General features: G+C 67.6%; 18 protein-coding genes. 14 read left to right on the top strand and 4 right to left on the bottom strand.

Features of this window, described 5'->3' with window-relative positions:
* The first annotated feature begins 90 nt into the window (after positions 1-90).
* The 9 genes from ACT54X_RS01645 (at position 91) to ACT54X_RS01605 (ending at position 8,682) form a co-directional block, all read left to right on the top strand.
* Positions 91-732, top strand: a complete 642-nt coding sequence (locus ACT54X_RS01645; protein WP_294373963.1) for a peroxiredoxin — start codon at positions 91-93, stop codon at positions 730-732.
* A 13-nt stretch (positions 733-745) separates the two neighbouring features.
* A complete protein-coding gene (locus tag ACT54X_RS01640) occupies positions 746-1,324 on the top strand; it encodes an RBBP9/YdeN family alpha/beta hydrolase (protein WP_476344644.1) in 579 nt (192 codons plus the stop codon).
* Positions 1,321-2,331, top strand: coding sequence for a sulfate ABC transporter substrate-binding protein (locus ACT54X_RS01635; RefSeq protein ID WP_476344642.1), 1,011 nt, complete (start codon positions 1,321-1,323; stop codon positions 2,329-2,331). The genes ACT54X_RS01640 and ACT54X_RS01635 overlap by 4 nt, the downstream gene beginning before the upstream one ends.
* Before the next feature lie 4 nt (positions 2,332-2,335).
* Positions 2,336-3,223 (top strand): sulfate ABC transporter permease subunit CysT, encoded by an 888-nt coding sequence (cysT, locus tag ACT54X_RS01630; RefSeq protein WP_476344640.1) that lies wholly within the window; start codon positions 2,336-2,338, stop codon positions 3,221-3,223.
* Between the two features lie 61 nt (positions 3,224-3,284).
* Entirely contained in the window at positions 3,285-4,190 is a 906-nt protein-coding gene (gene cysW / locus ACT54X_RS01625; protein ID WP_476344638.1) for a sulfate ABC transporter permease subunit CysW, read from the top strand.
* Positions 4,191-4,258: 68 nt separating this feature from the next.
* Complete coding sequence (locus tag ACT54X_RS01620; RefSeq protein WP_294373945.1) at positions 4,259-5,365, top strand: sulfate/molybdate ABC transporter ATP-binding protein; 1,107 nt, start codon at positions 4,259-4,261, stop codon at positions 5,363-5,365.
* The gene (locus tag ACT54X_RS01615) at positions 5,362-5,862 is read left to right on the top strand and encodes a disulfide bond formation protein B (protein ID WP_294373941.1); all 501 of its coding nucleotides are present in this window, start codon (positions 5,362-5,364) and stop codon (positions 5,860-5,862) included. The genes ACT54X_RS01620 and ACT54X_RS01615 overlap by 4 nt, the downstream gene beginning before the upstream one ends.
* 230 nt (positions 5,863-6,092) lie before the next feature.
* Positions 6,093-6,830, top strand: a complete 738-nt coding sequence (gene phbB / locus ACT54X_RS01610; protein ID WP_017758534.1) for an acetoacetyl-CoA reductase — start codon at positions 6,093-6,095, stop codon at positions 6,828-6,830.
* 133 nt (positions 6,831-6,963) lie between these two features.
* Entirely contained in the window at positions 6,964-8,682 is a 1,719-nt protein-coding gene (locus ACT54X_RS01605) for a cation:proton antiporter domain-containing protein (protein WP_476344635.1), read from the top strand.
* Here the strand turns inward: ACT54X_RS01605 and ACT54X_RS01600 are convergent.
* On the bottom strand, positions 8,677-9,081 hold the full coding sequence (locus ACT54X_RS01600) for a hypothetical protein (RefSeq protein WP_476344633.1): 405 nt from the start codon (positions 9,079-9,081) through the stop codon (positions 8,677-8,679). The two genes, ACT54X_RS01605 and ACT54X_RS01600, sit on opposite strands and share 6 nt — an antisense overlap.
* Before the next feature lie 356 nt (positions 9,082-9,437).
* Here ACT54X_RS01600 and ACT54X_RS01595 point away from each other — a divergent pair, with 356 nt between their 5' ends.
* Entirely contained in the window at positions 9,438-9,884 is a 447-nt protein-coding gene (locus tag ACT54X_RS01595) for a hypothetical protein (RefSeq protein ID WP_295373352.1), read from the top strand.
* A 19-nt stretch (positions 9,885-9,903) separates the two neighbouring features.
* On the opposite strand, the gene ACT54X_RS01590 is transcribed toward ACT54X_RS01595, so the two are convergent.
* Together ACT54X_RS01590 and ACT54X_RS01585 are read right to left on the bottom strand one after the other, a co-directional pair.
* Complete coding sequence (locus ACT54X_RS01590; RefSeq protein WP_476344630.1) at positions 9,904-11,430, bottom strand: MDR family MFS transporter; 1,527 nt, start codon at positions 11,428-11,430, stop codon at positions 9,904-9,906.
* Complete coding sequence (locus ACT54X_RS01585) at positions 11,427-11,939, bottom strand: MarR family winged helix-turn-helix transcriptional regulator (RefSeq protein WP_476344628.1); 513 nt, start codon at positions 11,937-11,939, stop codon at positions 11,427-11,429. The genes ACT54X_RS01590 and ACT54X_RS01585 overlap by 4 nt, the downstream gene beginning before the upstream one ends.
* Before the next feature lie 233 nt (positions 11,940-12,172).
* On the opposite strand from ACT54X_RS01585, the gene dusA reads away from it, so the two are divergent.
* Positions 12,173-13,186 carry a tRNA dihydrouridine(20/20a) synthase DusA gene (gene dusA, locus ACT54X_RS01580; protein WP_476344626.1) on the top strand — a complete coding sequence of 338 codons (1,014 nt, stop codon included), beginning with the start codon at positions 12,173-12,175 and terminating at the stop codon, positions 13,184-13,186.
* Positions 13,187-13,282: 96 nt separating this feature from the next.
* Here the strand turns inward: dusA and ACT54X_RS01575 are convergent, their stop codons facing one another.
* Positions 13,283-13,930: a GntR family transcriptional regulator gene (locus ACT54X_RS01575; RefSeq protein WP_476344624.1), complete on the bottom strand. Its 648-nt coding sequence runs from the start codon at positions 13,928-13,930 to the stop codon at positions 13,283-13,285.
* Between the two features lie 139 nt (positions 13,931-14,069).
* Here ACT54X_RS01575 and scpA point away from each other — a divergent pair, with 139 nt between their 5' ends.
* The 3 genes from scpA to ACT54X_RS01560 are packed head-to-tail and all read left to right on the top strand — an operon-like array spanning position 14,070 to position 18,870.
* On the top strand, positions 14,070-16,223 hold the full coding sequence (gene scpA, locus ACT54X_RS01570) for a methylmalonyl-CoA mutase (RefSeq protein WP_476344623.1): 2,154 nt from the start codon (positions 14,070-14,072) through the stop codon (positions 16,221-16,223).
* Positions 16,224-16,234: 11 nt separating this feature from the next.
* Positions 16,235-17,341 carry a methylmalonyl Co-A mutase-associated GTPase MeaB gene (gene meaB, locus ACT54X_RS01565; protein WP_476344621.1) on the top strand — a complete coding sequence of 369 codons (1,107 nt, stop codon included), beginning with the start codon at positions 16,235-16,237 and terminating at the stop codon, positions 17,339-17,341.
* Positions 17,338-18,870 carry an acyl-CoA carboxylase subunit beta gene (locus ACT54X_RS01560; RefSeq protein ID WP_294373905.1) on the top strand — a complete coding sequence of 511 codons (1,533 nt, stop codon included), beginning with the start codon at positions 17,338-17,340 and terminating at the stop codon, positions 18,868-18,870. Before meaB ends, ACT54X_RS01560 begins: the two co-directional genes overlap by 4 nt.
* The last annotated feature ends 15 nt before the right edge of the window (positions 18,871-18,885 follow it).

The following is an 18,885-nucleotide window of genomic DNA, read 5'->3' as shown; positions in this document are numbered from 1 at the left end:
ATAACCAAACAAGGAGATATTCGTTTGTGATCGAAGCGCTTGTCTTCAGAATCCAGACTCCCTTGCTTCCACCTGACAAAGGATCACGCCATGGCCACGCTGCGACTCGGTGACACCGCCCCCGACTTCACCCAGGATTCCTCCGAGGGCGCTCTCCATTTCTACGACTGGGCGGGCGATGCCTGGGTGGTGCTGTTCTCGCACCCCGCCGACTTCACGCCGGTGTGCACCACCGAGCTGGGCAAGACCGCGGCGCTGGGCGGCGAATTCGCCAAGCGCGGCGTCAAGCCCATCGCCATCAGCGTCGATCCGGCGGACAAGCACAAGGAATGGATCGGCGACATCAACGAGACGCAGAACACCACCGTCAACTTCCCGATCCTGGCCGACGCCGACCGCAAGGTGGCCGAGCTGTACGACCTGATCCACCCGAACGCGTCGGCCACCGCCACGGTGCGCAGCGTGTTCATCATCGACCCGAAGAAGGTGGTGCGCGCCACCATCACCTACCCGGCGAGCACCGGCCGCAACTTCGACGAGATCCTGCGCGTGATCGACTCGCTGCAGCTCACCGACAGCCACAAGGTGGCGACACCCGCCAACTGGAAGGACGGCGACGACGTCGTGATCGTGCCCAGCATCCAGGACCCCGAAGAGCTGAAGGCCCGCTTCCCGAAGGGCTGGAACGCCGTGCGGCCCTATCTGCGCGTGACGCCGCAGCCCAACAAGTGAGCCGCCCGCGGCCATGACACAGCGCATCATCATCGTGCCGGGCTGGCGCGACTCTGGTCCTGGCCACTGGCAGAGCCTGTGGGCCGAGCGCCTGCAGGACGCCGAGCGCGTGGTGCAGGACGACTGGGTGTCGCCCCGGCGTGAGGCTTGGGTCGGCACGCTGGAGCAGCTGATCCTGGCGCGGCCGGAGCCGGTGGTGATCGCGGCGCACAGCCTGGGCTGCATCGCGACCAGCCACCTGGGCGCCGAGGCCGCGGCCCGCGTCGAGGGCGCGCTGCTGGTGGCGCCGGCCGATCCGGAGCGCCGCGCCGCGCTGGTCGACTTCGCCCCCGTTCCTTACGCGCGCCTGCCCTACCGCAGCATCGTCGTGGCCAGCACCACCGACCCCTTCTGCCCGGTGCGCCTGGCCGGTGCCTATGCCCGGGCCTGGGGCAGCGAATTCGTCCGCATCCAGAATGCGGGCCACATCAACGTGGATTCGGGCCACGGCGACTGGCCGCTCGGCCTGGCGCTGCTCGAATCCCTGACCGATGCCCCCAGCCGTCTGACGGCCGGGGACCGGTCTTCCGTGCAACACTCCGCGACCTTATGAATTCCAAGATCAAGACCTTCGCCGCGGCCCTGACGGTGGCCGCTTCGGCCTTCGCCGGCAATGCCTTCGCCCAGAACCAGCTGCTGAACGCGTCGTACGACGTGGCCCGCGAGTTCTACAAGGATTACAACGCTGCCTTCGTCGCCCACTACAAGAAGACCACGGGCAAGGACGTGAAGATCGACCAGTCGCACGGCGGATCCAGCGCCCAGGCCCGCTCGGTGGCCGACGGGCTCGACGCCGACGTGGTGACGATGAACACCAGCACGGACATCGACTTCCTGGCCGACAGGGGCGTCGTGGCCAAGGACTGGACCAAGAAGTTCCCCGACAACGCCTCGCCCACCACCTCGACCATGCTGTTCCTGGTGCGCAACGGCAACCCCAAGGGCATCAAGGATTGGGACGACCTGATCAAGCCCGGCGTGCAGGTCGTGGTCGTCAATCCCAAGACGGGTGGCAATGGCCGCTATGCCTATCTGGCCGCCTGGGGCTATGTGAAGAAGAAGGGCGGCACCGACGCCCAGGCTGCCGAATTCGTCGGCAAGCTGTTCAAGAACGTGCCGGTGCTGGCCCGCGGCGGCCGCGATGCCACCACGGCCTTCCTGCAGCGCAGCATCGGCGACGTGCTGATCACCTTCGAGTCCGAGGTGGTCTCCATCGACCGCGACTTCGGCACCGGCAAAGTGGATGCCGTCTATCCGAGCATCAGCATCCTGGCCGAGAACCCGGTGGCGGTGGTCGAGCGCACGGTCGCCAAGAAGGGCACCGGCGAACTGGCCAAGGCCTACCTGAACTACCTGTATTCGGACGAGGCCCAGGAAATTGCCGCCAAGCATGCGCTGCGCCCGCGTTCGCCGGCCGTGCTGAAGAAGCATGCCGACACCTTCAAGCCGCTGCAGCTGTTCACGGTGCAGGAGCTCTTCGGCAGCCTGGGTGAAGCGCAGAAGGTGCACTTCAACGACGGCGGCCAGTTCGACAAGCTCTATACCCCCGGCACGCGCTGATTCCATGGCTGGTGTGACTTCACCGGCGCTGCCGACCCCGGCAGCGCCGGTTTCACGTTCAAGGGCCGGCGGTGCCAAGCGGGTGCTGCCGGGCTTTCACCTGACGCTCGGGTACACGATCTTCTATCTGTGCCTGATCGTGCTGATTCCGCTCAGCACCCTGGTCTTCAAGACCTTCACCATGAGCTGGGACCAGTTCTGGGTGGCCGTCACCGCACCGCGTGTGCTGGCTTCGTACCGGCTCACCTTCGGCGCGTCCTTCCTGGCCGCGCTGGTCAACCTGTTCGCCGGCCTGCTGGTGGCCTGGGTGCTCGTGCGCTACAAGTTTCCGGGCAAGAAGCTCGTCGACGCGCTGGTGGACCTGCCGTTCGCGCTGCCCACCGCCGTCGCCGGCATTTCGCTCACCGCGCTGCTCGCCGGCAACGGCTGGATCGGCCAGTACCTGGAGCCGCTGGGCATCAAGCTCGCCTTCACGCCGGCCGGCGTGGTGATCGCGCTGATCTTCATCGGGCTGCCTTTCGTGGTGCGAACGGTGCAGCCGGTGCTGGAAGACACCGAGAAGGAACTGGAAGAAGCCGCCACCTCGCTCGGCGCCACGCGCTGGCAGACCTTCCGGCTGGTGATCCTGCCCTCGATCACGCCGGCGCTGCTCACCGGCTTCGCCATGGCCTTCGCCCGCGCCATCGGCGAGTACGGCTCCGTCATCTTCATCGCCGGCAACATGCCCATGATTTCCGAGATCACGCCGCTCATCATCATCGGCAAGCTGGAGCAGTACGACTACCAGGGCGCCACCGCGGTGGCGCTGGTGATGCTGGTCTTCTCCTTCCTGATGCTGCTGGTCATCAACGCGCTCCAGGCCTGGCAGCGCAAGCGGCGGGTGTCGGCATGAGCACCCGCACGGCCGCCCCGAAGGGCGCTCGCGCCGTAGCGCGCAGCGCGGAGGCATTCAAATGAGTGGTGCGACCGGAATGCGCGCCGGCAGCGGCCGGGAGCGCGCGGGGACCACCGAATCGCCCGCCGTGCGCTGGACGCTGATCGGCCTGGCGCTGGTCTTCATGTTCTTCTTCCTGGTGCTGCCGCTGGCTGCCGTCGCCACCGAGGCGCTGCGCAAGGGCTGGGGCGCCTATGTGGAGGCGCTGAAGGAGCCCGACGCCTGGTCCGCCATCGAGCTGACCCTGATCACCGCCGCCATCTCGGTGCCGCTGAACCTGGTGTTCGGCGTGGCGGCGGCCTGGGCCATCGCCAAGTACGAGTTCAAGGGCAAGGCCTTCCTCACGACGCTGGTGGACCTGCCCTTTGCCGTCTCGCCCGTCGTCGCCGGCCTGATCTACGTGCTGGTGTTCGGCGCGCAGGGCTGGCTGGGGCCGTGGCTGTCGGAGCACAACATCAAGATCATCTTCGCCGTGCCCGGCATCGTGCTGGCGACCGTGTTCGTGACCTTCCCCTTCATCGCGCGGGAGCTGATCCCGCTGATGCAGGCGCAGGGCACCGAGGAGGAGCAGGCCGCCATCGTGCTGGGTGCGAGCGGCTGGCAGACCTTCTGGCACGTGACGCTGCCCAACATCAAGTGGGGCCTGCTGTACGGCGTGATCCTGTGCAACGCGCGCGCCATGGGCGAGTTCGGTGCGGTGTCGGTGGTCTCGGGCCACATCCGCGGCCAGACCAACACCATGCCGCTGCACGTGGAGGTGCTCTACAACGAGTACCAGTCCGTCGCCGCCTTCGCCGTGGCCTCGCTGCTGGCGGTGCTGGCCCTGGTCACGCTGGTGATCAAGACGGTGGCCGAGTGGCGCCACGAGCGGGAGATGAAGGCCCTGGCCGAACTGCCGCCCGAGCGGCCGGCGCCCACCGCCTGAGTCCGCCTTCCAGAGTGGCCCGCCGCCCGCGTGGCGGGCGCCCGAACAGAACAAGAGTTAGCCAAACCATGAGCATCGAAATCCGCAACGTCAGCAAGCGCTTCGGCGACTTCCATGCGCTGCGCGACGTCAGCCTGAACATCGATTCGGGCGAGCTGTTCGCGCTGCTGGGCCCCTCGGGCTGCGGCAAGACCACGCTGCTGCGCATCATCGCGGGCCTGGAAACCGCCGACACAGGCAGCATCCTGTTCAGCGGCGAGGACACCACCGACGTGCACGTGCGCGAGCGGCAGGTGGGCTTCGTCTTCCAGCACTACGCGCTGTTCCGCCACATGACGGTGTTCGACAACGTCGCCTTCGGCCTGCGCATCCGCCCCCGCCGGGATCGGCCCAGCGAGGCGCAGATCAAGGCCAAGGTGCTGGACCTGCTCAAGCTGGTGCAGCTGGACTGGCTGGCCGACCGCTACCCGGCCCAGCTGTCGGGCGGCCAGCGCCAGCGCATCGCCCTGGCGCGTGCGCTGGCGGTGGAGCCCAAGGTGCTGCTGCTGGACGAGCCCTTCGGCGCGCTGGATGCCAAGGTGCGCAAGGAACTTCGCCGCTGGCTGCGCCGGCTGCACGACGAGCTGCATGTCACCTCCATCTTCGTGACGCACGACCAGGAGGAGGCGCTGGAGGTGGCCGACCGCGTGGTGCTGATGAACAGTGGCCACATCGAGCAGGTCGGCTCGCCGCAGGAGGTCTGGGACCATCCGGCCAGCCCCTTCGTCTACGGCTTCCTGGGCGACGTGAACCTGTTCCACGGCCGGGCCCACGAGGGCGAGGTCGAGCTGCAGCAGGGCATGCGCTTTGCTGCGACGGAGGCAGACCGTGTTCAGGACGCCAAGGCGCTGGCCTATGTGCGTCCGCACGACTTCGACATCGCGCCCTACGCGGGCGGCCAGTCGCAGGCGCACGGCATCGTCGCGCGCCTCACCCGTGCCATCGTGGTCGGTCCGATCGCGCGGATGGAACTCGAACCGGTGGAAACGAATCCGGATAATCCCGGAGGTGGAACCGTGATCGAGGTGCAGATTCCTGCCCAGCAGTTCCGCGAGTTGGGTCTGCGCGAGGGCGACACGGTGGTCGCGAGCCCGCGCCGGGCCCGCGTCTTCGTTGACCAAGGATCAGGGATTTGAACCAACTCTTCGACGCGCCCCGGCGCATTCACGGGCTCATCGCCGCGGCCTGCGTGGCCATGCTGGCATTTGGGATGTACCTGCAGCATGTGGTGGGGCTCGAGCCCTGTCCCATGTGCATCGTCCAGCGCTATGCGCTGATCCTGGTGGCGGTATTCAGCGCCCTGGCGGCCGCCACCGGCGGCAGTGGATTGCGCAAGTTCTGGGGCTTCGTGGCCCTGGCGTTCGCGGCAGGCGGCGCCTTCACGGCGGCGCGCCAGAGCTGGCTGCAATGGCATCCGCCGGAATTCGCGAGCTGCGGCCGCGACATCTACGGAATGATCGAGACCTTCCCGCTGCAGCGCGTCGTGCCCATGATCTTCCGCGGCAGCGGCGACTGCTCGCAGATCGACTGGACCTTCCTGGGCCTGTCGATCGCCAACTGGTCCTTCCTGTGCTTCGTCGCCTTCGGGCTGGTGTTTCTGGCGCTGCTCTTCCAGCGTCAGCGCCGCCGCTGACCGGCGCGCCCAGACATCGTCCTGTCTCTCGCCAAGGCCCCGCCGTGGTGCACGATGTGCCCGGCGGGGCTTTTGCATGCACGGAGGGTGTGCACGCCGTTGCTTGCCTGGGTTGGACCTGCGGTTTGTCCTCATCTCTTTAGAGGGGCCATGCCACTGAAACCTGGAGAAATGTCGCTAAAGTGACCAAGCCGGCAAGGAAGCCGGATCAACCCAAGGAAAGCACAGGAATGAGCAAGAAAGTCGCTTACGTCACCGGAGGCATGGGAGGCATCGGAACCGCAATCTGCCGCCGCCTGCATCAGGATGGATTCACGGTGATCGCCGGTTGCGGGCCGACCCGCGATTTCAGCAAGTGGCTTGCGGAGCAGAAGGAAGAAGGCTTCGAGTTCCACGCTTCCGTCGGCAACGTCGGCAACTGGGAGTCGACGGTGGAGGCGTTCTCCAAGGCCAAGGCCGAGCACGGCAGCATCGATGTGCTGGTCAACAACGCCGGCATCACCCGCGACCGCATGTTCGTGAAGATGACGCCCGACGACTGGAATGCCGTCATCGAGACCAACCTCAACAGCATGTTCAACGTCACCAAGCAGGTGGTGGGCGACATGGTTGAGAAGGGCTGGGGCCGCATCATCAACATCAGCTCGGTCAACGGCGCCAAGGGCCAGGCCGGGCAGACCAACTACTCGGCCGCCAAGGCCGGCATGCACGGCTTCACGATGGCGCTGGCGCAGGAACTTGCCACCAAGGGCGTGACGGTCAACACCGTGAGCCCGGGCTACATCGGCACCGACATGGTCAAGGCCATCCGTCAGGAAGTGCTGGACAAGATCGTCGGCACCATCCCGGTCAAGCGCCTGGGCGAGCCGAGCGAGATCGCCTCGATCATCTCCTGGCTGGCCTCCAGCGAAGGCGGCTATTCGACGGGCGCCGACTTCCCGGTCAACGGCGGCCTGCACATGCACTGAGCAGGGCCGTGTGCCCATCCGCCCCGGCGCCGCCGGGGCACGTCGAAGCCCGCCTTGCGCGGGCTTCGCGCTTCCGGGGCCAGGCAAAGCCCGGCGTCGCGGTGCGCCCGGCGGCGTCCTGCAAAATGGGTCGATGCACCATGGCGCCTCCCTCATCAGCACGATCGCAGCCGCCCTGGGGCTGGCACTCGCCCTCGGATTCATCGCCGCCCGTCTGAGGTTGCCGGCGCTGGTGGGTTACCTGCTCGCCGGCGTGATCATCGGGCCCTTCACCCCCGGCTTCGTGGCCGATGCCGACATCGCCTCGCAACTGGCCGAGATCGGCGTGATGCTGCTGATGTTCGGGGTGGGCCTGCATTTCTCGCTGGACGACCTGCTGCAGGTGCGGCGCATCGCGCTGCCGGGCGCGCTGGTGCAGATCGTGGCCGCCACCTGCATGGGCGGGCTTCTGGCGCTGTGGTGGGGCTGGAGCCTCGGGGCGGCGCTGGTCTTCGGGCTGGCGCTGTCGGTGGCCAGCACGGTGGTGCTGCTGCGGGCGCTCGAGAGCCTGGGCATCCTGGACACCCACACCGGCCGCATCGCCGTCGGCTGGCTGGTGGTGGAGGACCTGGCGATGGTGCTGGTGCTGGTGTTGCTGCCACCGCTGGCGCAGGTGCTGGGTGGCCGCGCCGAGGAGGGCAGCGATGGCTCCATGGCGTCGCTGGCCCGCACGCTGGGCGTCACGCTGCTGCAGGTCGGTGGCTTCGTCGCACTGATGCTGATCGTGGGCCGCCGCGTCTTTCCCTGGCTGTTGTGGCAGGTCACGCGCACCGGCTCGCGCGAGCTGTTCACGTTGTGCGTGGTGGCGGCGGCGGTGAGCATCGCGTTTGCGTCGGCTTCCTTGTTCGGCGTCTCCTTTGCGCTGGGCGCCTTTTTTGCCGGCATGGTGATGCGCGAGTCCGAGTTCAGCCACCGGGCGGCGGAGGAATCGCTGCCGCTGCGCGATGCCTTCGCCGTGCTGTTCTTCGTGTCGGTGGGCATGCTGTTCGATCCCGGCGTCCTGCTCAGCCGTCCGCTGCAGGTGCTGGCCGTCGTGCTGGTGATCGTGGTGGGCAAGTCGGTGGCGGCCTGCCTGCTGGTGCTCGCCTTCCGCTATCCGCTGGCGACCGCGCTGACGGTGAGTGCCAGCCTGGCGCAGATCGGTGAGTTCTCCTTCATCCTGCTGGCGCTGGGCCTGCGCATGGAACTGCTGCCGCCGGAGGCGCAGAGCCTGGTGCTGGCCGGAGCGCTGGTGTCCATCGCGACCAATCCGCTGTGGTTCAGCGCCATCCAGCCGATCCTGAACTGGTTGCGGCTGCATTCCTCGCTGGCCCGGCGGCTGGAGGCGCGCGACGACCCGCTGGCGGAACTGCCCGCGACCACGGCGGCGCGCTACCTTTCACGGCAGGTGGTGCTGGTGGGCTATGGACGCGTTGGCCGGCGCATTGCGGCGCAGCTTCGCGCCCACGACATCCCCTTTGTGGTGGCGGACCAGAACCGCGAGCTGATCGAGCGGCTGCGCGAGGAAGGCGGTGCGGCGGTCTGGGGCGATGCGGCGGAGCCGTCCGTGCTCATCCAGGCCCACATCGCGCGGGCGCGGGTGTTGGTGGTGGCCATCGCCGATCCACTGAACGTGCGTCAGATGATCGACACGGCCCGCGCCCTCAATCCCGAAGTGGAGGTCGTCCTGCGCAGCCACAACGAGGACGAGGCGCAACTGCTGCGGCAGGAACTGGCGGCGACGGTCTATCTGGGAGAGCATGAACTCGCCCAGGCCATGGCGGGCGACGTACTCAGCCGGGCGCTGCCACCGGTGCCGGCGGCAGCGTCATAGGTCCTCGATGACCAACGCGCGGTAACGCTGTCCCATCACGAAGGGGTTCTCGCGCAGCAGGCTGCGGATCCGCTCGGCGTCCTCGTCGTCCTCGGTGCGCACCAGCAGGCCGGCATGGCCCTCGCGGGCCAGGCGCACGTAGGCGCGAACGGTCGCGCCTTCGGTGCCGGGGGAGGGCAGCGGATCGTCGGCGTCCGATGCCGTGGCGCCGATCGGTCCAGTGATGGCCTCGGCAGGAACGAATGCGATGTCGTCGCTGGCCACGCCGCCCTGGGCGAGGGCCTCTGCCGCAGCCCGTGCCGCCTCGGCATCCCGGAACATCAGCAGTGCGTGCCCGGTCGGATAGAAGGTCTTGCCGAGGGTCGACAGCATGTCCGGGGTCAGGGCGAAAGGCTTCATGGGGTCTCCAGAGGTCGTGCGCCGGCCCGGCACCGGAAGGTGTAGCAGGTCAGCTGGAGTTGTGAACGTAGGGAGCCCCATCCCGTCGTCCTGTAGGAATCGGCCCTTGCGGGACGCCCGGATTTGTTAATAACTGCAGTTTGGTTGCGAAACGTGTTTCTAATTGTGAAGTTTTCGCTACCTTTGAAGTGACTTCGGCGCCTAGGATTGGCGGCATGAAAAGCGGTGTAGCGTTTCGTTGGCTTCCTTGCGTCGGGATCGGCGGCCTTCTGGCCGGTGCGACGGCGGCGTTGTGGATCGCGCCGCCGCGAACCTCCGGGGAATGGGCGGCGTGGGTCCAGGCGGCGTCGGTACTGGTGGCGTTGTGTCTGGCGCTGCGCCTGCAGTATGTGGCGGGTCGGCAGGCCGCGCGCCAGGCGGAGCAGGTGGCGACGCTCTTTGCCGCCAACATGCATTGGGTGTTCCGTGAGCTCAGCGACGCTTGCATCAAGCGCGCCTGGGCCGACTTTGCCGTGCATCGGCGTGTTCTGCAGGAGGTGCTGGCGCAGGGCCGCGAAGTGAGCCTGCAGCAGATCGACGGCTCGGGCCTGGCCATGGTGACCAGCCTGCGGGCCATGGCGGTGGAAGGGCTGGAGATGGTGGCCAGCCACACCCCGCAGGGCGACTGGCACCAGTTGCATCGCTACTTCGAGAAGCGCTTGCCCAGCATTGCCGGCTGGCTGGCGCTGTACGGCCATCCGCCGGAAAACAGCGGGCCTACCGACTACCAGGGGCTGCGCACCTCGTTCGGGCAGTTCGGCTGAGCGCTGCGGTCCCGAACGGTCAGTGCGGAACCTCGGCCGGCCCGCCCGCGGCCTTGGGTGGCCTGCGGATGAGCAGGAGCAACGGGATGGTCACCGCGGTCAGCACCATCATGATCCAGAAGTCGTCGAGGTAGGCCACCATGGTCGCCTGACGCGTGACCTCGGCGTTCAGGACGGCCAGGCCGGTCTGGGTGCCCAGGTCCATGGCCGGTGGCAGCGCCAGCAGCCCCTGGTTGCCCGGCGACACCAGCGCGGCCAGATTGGCATGCGCTCGGCCCGAGCCTTCTGTGAGCAGCGTCTGCACCACCGAAATGCCGACGCTGCTGCCGATGTTGCGCAGGAGGCTGAAGATCGGAGTGCCCTGGTTGCGCAGCCGCGCCGGCAGCGTGGCAAAGGTGGCCGTCGACAGCGGCACGAAGGTGAAGCCGATGCCAAGGCCCTGGATGAAGCCCGAGGTGACGATCAGCGTGCTGTCCATGTCCGGCGTGAAGCGCGTCATCTGCCACAGCGAGAAGGCCGTCAGGCCGAAGCCGGCGGCCATGATGGCGCGCACGTCGATCCGGTGGACCAACCGCCCGACCACGATCATGGCGATCATCGTTCCCACCCCGCGGGGCGCCGTGACCGCGCCGGTATAGACGACCGGATAGCCCATCAGCCCCTGCAGGAAGTTGGGCAGCAGCGAGGTGGTCGCGAACAGGATGATGCCGACGACGAACGCGAAGAACTGGCCGGTGACGAAGTTGCGGTCCTTCAGCAGGTCGCGGTTGAGAAAGCTCACGCCCTGCACGGTCCAGGTGTGGACGGCGAAGAAGGCGAGGGCGACCACGGCGCCGACCGCCTCCAGACGGATTTCCCACGAGTCGAACCAGTCCAGTTGCTCCCCGCGGTCCAGGAAGAGCTGCAGCAGGCCGATGCCCAGGCTGAGCGTCGCGAAGCCGAACACGTCGAGCTTCTCGGACTTTGGCCGGCTCTCGGGCAGGTAGCGTGCGATGCCCCAGAAGGCCACGATGCCCACCGGCAGGTTGATGAAGAACACCCAGCGCCAGTCCAGCTGATCCGTCAGCCATCCGCCCAGCAGCGGGCCCAGGATGGGGCCGATCATGATGCCCGCGCCCCAGATGGCCATGGCCTGGCCCACCTTCTCGCGCGGGTTGATGTCGAGCAGCACGGCCTGCGACAGCGGCACCAGGGCCGCCCCGAAGACGCCCTGAAGCAGTCGCGCGCCGACGATCTCGACCAGCGAGCCCGCGATGCCGCACAGCGCCGACGCCACCGTGAAGCCCACCACCGACACCAGAAAGACCCGCCGCCGGCCCCACCGGCCGCAGAACCAGCCGGTCAGAGGCAGGGTGATGGCTGCCGCGACGATGTACGAGGTCAGCACCCAGGTGATCTGGTCCTGCGAGGCCTGCAGGCTGCCCTGCATGTGGGGCAGGGCGACGTTGGCGATGGTGGTGTCCAGTGCCTGCATGATCGTCGCCAGCATGATCGAGACGGTGATCATGCCGCGGTGGGGCACGGGGTTCTGGGGGGTGGGGGTCATGGGGCGGTCTCCTCGGGGCCGCGGGTCGCGCCGCCGTCGTGCAGCGAAGCCGGCACCGCCTCGGGTTGCCAGGCCAGCAGGCCCTCGCGGGCCTTGGCCAGCAGTACCAGGAGCTGGGCCTGCTCGGCGGCACTGAGGGTGACGAGGCCGTGGGCCAGCACCTCGTCGCTGATCGCGAGGGCCTGGTCCATGGCGTCGAGGGCGCGCGGCGTGGCATGGATGAGCTTGACGCGGCGGTCGCTGGGCGATGGTTCGCGCCGGATCCAGCCACCGGCTTCCATGCGGTCGCACATCGTGGCCACGGCCATCGCGCTCGTTTCCAGCCGCTGGGCCAGCGCAGCCTGGGACAGCGGTTCCGGCTGCTCGGGATGGGCCAGCGCCCAGAGCAGCCGGCATTGCGCAAGGGAAAGGCCCATCCGCTCGCGGGCCAGCCGGTCGAAGTGCGCCCCGTGCAGCTTGGCCACCTGGTTGACCAGAAAGCTGAAGCGCTTGGAGGGATCGGTTTTCATAAACACCTATATCGTAAGCATGTTTATTAAATGAGGCTGACCACGCGGGCGCTGGCTCGACCTGGCGCAAGTGGCGGGCCTTTGCGCGCGCGTTGGAAGGACCTGGGAAAATGCCGGCCTTTCGCCGCCCGCGCCCCTGCGTCGCGCGGTGTCGTGTCTTCCTATTCGCGAAACGAGGCCGCGCCCAGTGCCGTTCATTGGCCAGCCGCTCGATCAGTCCCCAGCCCCGCCCCATGAACGACCAGGTCCCTCCCTCATCGCCGCAGGCGTCTTGGCCCATCGGCCGGCTTTCCGTTGCCCCGATGCTCGACTGGACGGATAGGCACTGTCGCTACCTCCACCGCCTGCTCAGCCGCCACGCATTGCTGTACACCGAGATGGTGAACACGGGCGCCATCCTGCACGGCGATGCCGCGCGGCACCTGCGTTTCGACGAGGCCGAGCATCCGGTGGCGCTGCAACTGGGCGGCAGCGAGCCGGCCGATCTCGCGGCGAGCGCGCGGCTGGGCGAGCAGTGGGGCTACGACGAGATCAACCTGAATTGCGGCTGCCCCAGCGAACGGGTGCAGCGCGGCGCCTTCGGTGCCTGCCTGATGGCCGAGCCGGCGCTGGTGGCCGATGGCGTGAAGGCGATGCTGGACGTGGTGAGCGTTCCGGTCACCGTCAAGCACCGCATCGGCATCGACCGGGTGGAGAGCTACGACTTCGTGCGGGATTTCGTCGGCACCGTGGCCGACGCCGGCTGCCGGCATTTCATCGTGCATGCCCGCAACGCGTGGCTGAAGGGCCTCAGCCCCAAGCAGAACCGCGAGATTCCGCCGCTGCGCTACGAGCTGGTACACCGGCTCAAGCACGACTTTCCGCAGCTGTTCATCGCCATCAACGGCGGCATCCAGACCGGGGAGCAGGTGCACGCGCAGCTGCGCCTGCTGGACGGCGTGATGGTGGGCCGCGAGGCCTACCACAACCCGTGGTGGCTCTCGCAGTGGGACAGTGCCTTCTTCGGCGATGCGCCGCGCGAACTCACGCGCGAGGAAGTCGAGGCGCAGATGTGCGATTACATGCGGCGCGAGCGGCAGGCCCATGGCACGTCCTGGCAGTCGATCGCGCGCCACATGCTGGGGCTGCGCAACGGCCTGCCGGGCGCACGCCGCTGGCGGCAGGTGTGGAGCGACCATCGCCTGCGCGAGCTCGATCCGCATGAGGTGATGGCCCGGGCGCATGCGTCCATCACGGCCGAGGTCTGACTCAGGGACTTCCGGCGTCGGCTGGGCCGCCGTACCGGCGGCCGATGCCGCGTTCCGCCGCAGCAGAGCGTCAGCAGAAGCAGCGCGAGTCGCGCCTCAGGAGGCCGCTTCCAGCCCGTTCGCGAAGTGTTCGCGCATGCGGGTCTCGGCCGCCTGCGGGTCGCGCGATTCAATGGCGGCCACGAGGGCGCGGTGCTCCGCCAGCGATTCCTCGATGCGGCCCGCCTTCAGCAGTGAGTTGTGGCGATTGAGCTTCATCACCTTGCGCAGATCGGCCACCATCTGGTCGCGCCAGCGGTTGTCGGCGATGGCCAGCAGCCGCATGTGGAAGCGTTCGTTGACGGCGAAGAAATGCTCCCGGTCGACGTGTCCGGGGCGGGCTGCGGCCTCCAGCTCCTCGTGCAGGGCGCGCAGCTCGGTGATCTGGGGCTCGGTCGCGCGGGTGGCGACCACGCCGGCTGCGTCGCTCTCCAGCAGGGCGAGCAGGTGGTACACGTCGGCCAGGTCGCGGTCGGACACCTCGGTCACATAGGCGCCCCGGCGCAGCTTCATCGTCACCAGGCCTTCGGCGGCCAGCACCTTCAGCGCCTCGCGCAAGGGTGTGCGGCTGATGCCCAGTTCTTCCGCGATGCGCAGCTCGTCGATCCAGCTGCCGGGCTCCAGTTCGCGGCGGAAGATGCGCTGGCGCAGCAGCTCCGCCACCTCTTCATAGAGGGCGCGCGGGGTGAGGGTCAGGGCAGACATGGCTGCGACTGTATCGCAGATGCAGCCCCTAATTCATAATTGAATTAATAATTACAGACAGCTAGACTTGCGGGATTCCCCGGGGTCGGCCAGCGTGGCCGCACTTCCGGCACCAGAGGTCAAGCGAGAGAGACGAAGCATGGCGGATTCCGAATTCAAGCCCTCCACCCTCGAAGACTGGGCGCGCGCCGCGGCCAAGTCTGCGCCCGGCGGCGACGTCTCGGCGCTCAACTGGACAACCCCCGACGGCATCACGGTCAAGCCGCTCTACACGGCGGCCGACCTGCAGGGCCTGCACTACAGCGACACGCTCCCGGGCTTCGAGCCCTACATCCGCGGCCCGCAGGCCACGATGTACGCTGTGCGGCCCTGGACCATCCGCCAGTACGCGGGCTTTTCCACTGCAGAAGAGTCGAATGCCTTCTACCGCAAGGCGCTGGCCGCGGGCGGTCAGGGCGTGTCGGTCGCCTTCGACCTGGCCACCCATCGCGGCTACGACAGCGACCATCCGCGCGTGACCGGCGACGTCGGCAAGGCCGGTGTGGCCATCGATTCGGTGGAGGACATGAAGATCCTGTTCGACGGCATTCCGCTCGACAAGGTCAGCGTGTCCATGACCATGAACGGCGCCGTGCTGCCCGTGCTGGCCGGCTACGTGGTGGCGGCGGAAGAGCAGGGCGTGTCGCAGGACCAGCTCAGCGGAACCATCCAGAACGACATCCTCAAGGAGTTCATGGTCCGCAACACCTACATCTACCCGCCCGAGCCGAGCATGCGGATCATCGGCGACATCATCGAGTACACGGCGAAGAACATGCCGAAGTTCAACTCGATCTCGATATCCGGCTACCACATGCAGGAAGCCGGCGCCAACCAGGCCCTGGAACTGGCCTTCACCCTGGCCGACGGCAAGGAGTACGTGAAGACCGCCATCGCCAAGGGCATGGACGTGGACGATTTCGCCGGGCGGCTCAGCTTCTTCTGGGCCATCGGCATGAACTTCTACCTGGAAGTCGCCAAGATGCGGGCCGCGCGCCTGCTGTGGTGCCGGATCATGAAGGGCACGGGCGCCAAGAACCCCAAGAGCCTGATGCTGCGCACGCACTGCCAGACCTCGGGCTGGTCGCTCACCGAGCAGGACCCGTACAACAACGTCGTGCGCACCACCATCGAGGCCATGGCCGCGGTGTTTGGCGGCACGCAGTCGCTGCACACCAATGCGCTGGACGAGGCCATCGCGCTGCCCACCGAGTTCAGCGCGCGCATCGCCCGCAACACCCAGCTCATCATCCAGGAAGAGACGCACATCACCAACGTCATCGACCCCTGGGCCGGCAGCTACATGATGGAGAAGCTCACCCAGGACATGGCCGATGCCGCCTGGGCCATCATCGAGGAGGTCGAGGCCATGGGCGGCATGACCAAGGCGGTGGACAGCGGCTGGGCCAAGCTCAAGATCGAGGCCGCGGCGGCCGAGAAGCAGGCGCGCATCGACTCGGGCCGCGACGTCATCGTCGGCGTCAACAAGTACAAGCTCAAGAACGAGGATCCGGTCGAGATCCTTGCCATCGACAACATGAAGGTGCGCGACCAGCAGGTGGCGCGGCTGCAGCAGATCCGCGCGGCGCGCGATGGCGCCAAGGTGCAGGCGGCGCTCGACGCACTCACGGCCGCGGCCGAGAAGAACGAGGGCAACCTGCTGGACCTCAGCATCCAGGCCATCCGCCTGCGCGCCACGGTCGGCGAGGTGTCGGACGCGCTGGAAAAGGCCTTCGGCCGTCACCGCGCCGACACGCAGAAGGTCACGGGCGTCTATGCCGCCGCCTACGACTCGGCCGAAGGCTGGGAGGCGCTCAAGAAGGAGATCGACGCCTTCGCCGAGGACCAGGGCCGCCGGCCGCGCGTGATGATCTCCAAGCTGGGCCAGGACGGACACGACCGCGGCGCCAAGGTGGTGGCGACGGCCTTCGCCGACCTGGGCTTCGACGTGGACATGGGGCCGCTGTTCCAGACGCCCGAGGAATGCGCCCGCCAGGCCATCGAGAACGACGTGCATGCCGTGGGCGTGAGCACGCTTGCCGCCGGCCACAAGACGCTCGTCCCGGCCATCATCGAGGAGCTGAAGAAGCAGGGCGCGGACGACATCATCGTCTTCGTCGGTGGTGTCATTCCGCGGCAGGACTACGAGTTCCTGTACGAGGCGGGCGTGAAGGGCATCTATGGGCCCGGCACGCCGATCCCAGCCAGTGCGAAGGATGTGCTGGAGCAGATCCGGGCGGCTGTCGCAGCCTGATTGCTGTCCGCATGGGAGCGCCATTCAAGGTCTCGGTCGAGGCCATCATTGGCCTAGCTGGCCCTGCCCAGCGTCGCGCCATGGCCAAGGCCATCACGCTGCTCGAATCGACCCGCGCCGACCACCGCGCCCAGGCCGACGAGTTGCTCACGGCGCTGCTGCCCCACACCGGCCAGAGCTTCCGCCTCGGCATCTCGGGCGTCCCAGGTGTCGGCAAGTCCACCTTCATCGAGGCCCTGGGCCTGCACCTGATCGAGCACGGCCACCGCGTGGCGGTGCTCACCATCGACCCGTCGTCCACTGTGTCGGGTGGCTCGATCCTCGGCGACAAGACGCGCATGGAGCGTCTCTCGGTGCACGAGCAGGCGTACATCCGCCCCAGCCCCTCGTCGGGCACGCTCGGCGGCGTGGCGGAGAAGACGCGCGAGGCCATGCTGGTCTGCGAGGCCGCGGGCTATGACGTGGTGATCGTCGAGACCGTGGGCGTGGGCCAGAGCGAGACGGCCGTGGCCGGCATGACAGACATGTTCGTGCTGCTGCAACTGCCCAATGCCGGTGATGACCTGCAGGCCATCAAGAAGGGCGTGATGGAGATCGCCGACCTGGTCGTCATCAACAAGGCGGACATCGATGCCGATGCCGCCACCCGGGCCCAGGCGCAGATCACCTCGGCGCTGCGGCTCTTCGGCCATCACGGCAACCCGCAGCATGTACAGGCGATGCACGACGCGCACACCGGCGCCGAGGTGCGGCACTGGCTGCCGCGCGTGATGCAGCTCAGCGCCCTGACGGGCGCCGGCGTGGATCGCTTCTGGGCCGCCGTGACCGAGTTCCGCCAGTTGCAGACGGCCAATGGCCGACTGGCCGCGCGCCGCGAGAAGCAGGCCCTGGCCTGGATGTGGGAGCGCATCGAGGCCGGCCTGCGCCAGGCCTTCCGCCAGCATCCGCAGGTGCGCGAAAGGCTGGCCGGCGTGTCCGCGGGGGTGGCCGCCGGCCATGTCGCCGCGTCGACCGCCGCGCGCCAGCTGCTCGCCCTGGCCGCGGAGCTCCCATCCCCCGAATCCCGGACGGCGACCGATGCGCCGCCCACCTCATCCCCAACCGACAGGACACCATGAAGGACATCCTCGAAGAACTCGAACGCCGCCGTGCGCAGGCGCACCAGGGCGGCGGCCAGAAGCGCATCGACGCGCAACATGCCAAGGGCAAGCTCACGGCGCGCGAGCGTATTGAACTGCTGCTGGACGACGGCACCTTCGAAGAATGGGACATGTTCGTCGAGCACCGCAGCACCGACTTCGGCATGGCAGACAACAAGATCCCCGGCGACGGCGTGGTCACCGGCTACGGCATGATCAACGGCCGGCTGGTGTTCGTCTTCAGCCAGGACTTCACCGTCTTCGGCGGCGCGCTCAGCGAGGCCCACGCCGAGAAGATCTGCAAGGTGATGGACCAGGCCATGAAGGTCGGCGCACCCGTCATCGGCCTCAACGACTCGGGTGGCGCGCGCATCCAGGAGGGCGTGGCCTCGCTCGGCGGCTATGCCGATGTGTTCCAGCGCAACGTCATGGCCTCGGGCGTGGTGCCGCAGATCAGCCTGATCATGGGCCCCTGCGCCGGCGGCGCGGTGTATTCGCCGGCCATGACCGACTTCATCTTCATGGTGAAGGACTCCAGCTACATGTTCGTCACCGGCCCCGAGGTCGTGAAGACGGTGACGCACGAGAGCGTCACGGCCGAGGAACTGGGCGGCGCCGTCACCCACACCACCAAGAGCGGCGTGGCCGACCTGGCCTTCGAGAACGACGTGGAGGCGCTGATGATGCTGCGCCGCCTGTACAACTACCTGCCGTTGTCCAACCGCGAGAAGCCGCCGGTGCGCCCCAGCGGCGATCCGGCCGACCGGGCCGACCTCTCGCTGGACACGCTGGTGCCCGACAACGCCAACAAGCCCTACGACATGAAGGAGCTGATCCTCAAGGTCGTGGACGACGGCGACTTCTTCGAGCTGCAGCCCGACTACGCCAAGAACATCGTGATCGGTTTCGCGCGCATGGAAGGCCAGAGCGTGGGTATCGTCGCCAACCAGCCGCTGGTGCTGGCCGGCTGCCTGGACATCAAGAGCTCGATCAAGGCGGCGCGCTTCGTGCGCTTCTGCGATGCCTTCAACATCCCGGTCGTCACCTTCGTGGACGTGCCCGGTTTCATGCCCGGGACCAGCCAGGAATACGGCGGCATCATCAAGCACGGGGCCAAGCTGCTCTATGCCTATGCCGAATGCACGGTGCCGAAGATCACGGTCATCACGCGCAAGGCCTATGGCGGTGCGTACGACGTGATGGCCTCCAAGCACCTGCGCGGCGACGTGAACCTGGCCTGGCCGCGCGCAGAGATCGCGGTGATGGGCGCCAAGGGCGCGGTGGAGATCATCTTCCGCGAGGAGAAGAAGGACCCCGAAAAGCTCGCCGCCCGCGAGGCCGAGTACAAGGCCCGCTTCGCTAACCCCTTCGTGGCCAGCGCACGCGGCTACATCGACGACGTGATCCTGCCGCACGAGACGCGCAAGCGCATCTGCCGCAGCCTGGTGATGCTGCGCGAGAAGAAGCTGGAGAACCCGTGGCGCAAGCACGGGAACATTCCTCTTTGATGAGCCCGGGAGCGC

This window comes from Pseudacidovorax sp. DMC4, from assembly GCF_056314265.1.
Note: the sequence above shows the minus strand (reverse complement) of the source record. Positions and strands in the feature narration are given on the sequence as shown.

Bases quoted from the DNA above. Each gene is read 5' to 3' on its own strand.
- ACT54X_RS01645 (WP_294373963.1), top strand. From the start codon at position 91: ATGGCCACGCTGCGACTCGGTGACACCGCCCCCGACTTCACCCAGGAT.
- ACT54X_RS01640 (WP_476344644.1), top strand. From the start codon at position 746: ATGACACAGCGCATCATCATCGTGCCGGGCTGGCGCGACTCTGGTCCT.
- ACT54X_RS01635 (WP_476344642.1), top strand. From the start codon at position 1,321: ATGAATTCCAAGATCAAGACCTTCGCCGCGGCCCTGACGGTGGCCGCT.
- cysT (WP_476344640.1), top strand. From the start codon at position 2,336: ATGGCTGGTGTGACTTCACCGGCGCTGCCGACCCCGGCAGCGCCGGTT.
- cysW (WP_476344638.1), top strand. From the start codon at position 3,285: ATGAGTGGTGCGACCGGAATGCGCGCCGGCAGCGGCCGGGAGCGCGCG.
- ACT54X_RS01620 (WP_294373945.1), top strand. From the start codon at position 4,259: ATGAGCATCGAAATCCGCAACGTCAGCAAGCGCTTCGGCGACTTCCAT.
- phbB (WP_017758534.1), top strand. From the start codon at position 6,093: ATGAGCAAGAAAGTCGCTTACGTCACCGGAGGCATGGGAGGCATCGGA.
- ACT54X_RS01605 (WP_476344635.1), top strand. From the start codon at position 6,964: ATGCACCATGGCGCCTCCCTCATCAGCACGATCGCAGCCGCCCTGGGG.
- ACT54X_RS01600 (WP_476344633.1), bottom strand. From the start codon at position 9,081: ATGAAGCCTTTCGCCCTGACCCCGGACATGCTGTCGACCCTCGGCAAG.
- ACT54X_RS01590 (WP_476344630.1), bottom strand. From the start codon at position 11,430: ATGACCCCCACCCCCCAGAACCCCGTGCCCCACCGCGGCATGATCACC.
- ACT54X_RS01585 (WP_476344628.1), bottom strand. From the start codon at position 11,939: ATGAAAACCGATCCCTCCAAGCGCTTCAGCTTTCTGGTCAACCAGGTG.
- dusA (WP_476344626.1), top strand. From the start codon at position 12,173: ATGAACGACCAGGTCCCTCCCTCATCGCCGCAGGCGTCTTGGCCCATC.
- ACT54X_RS01575 (WP_476344624.1), bottom strand. From the start codon at position 13,930: ATGTCTGCCCTGACCCTCACCCCGCGCGCCCTCTATGAAGAGGTGGCG.
- scpA (WP_476344623.1), top strand. From the start codon at position 14,070: ATGGCGGATTCCGAATTCAAGCCCTCCACCCTCGAAGACTGGGCGCGC.
- meaB (WP_476344621.1), top strand. From the start codon at position 16,235: ATGGGAGCGCCATTCAAGGTCTCGGTCGAGGCCATCATTGGCCTAGCT.
- ACT54X_RS01560 (WP_294373905.1), top strand. From the start codon at position 17,338: ATGAAGGACATCCTCGAAGAACTCGAACGCCGCCGTGCGCAGGCGCAC.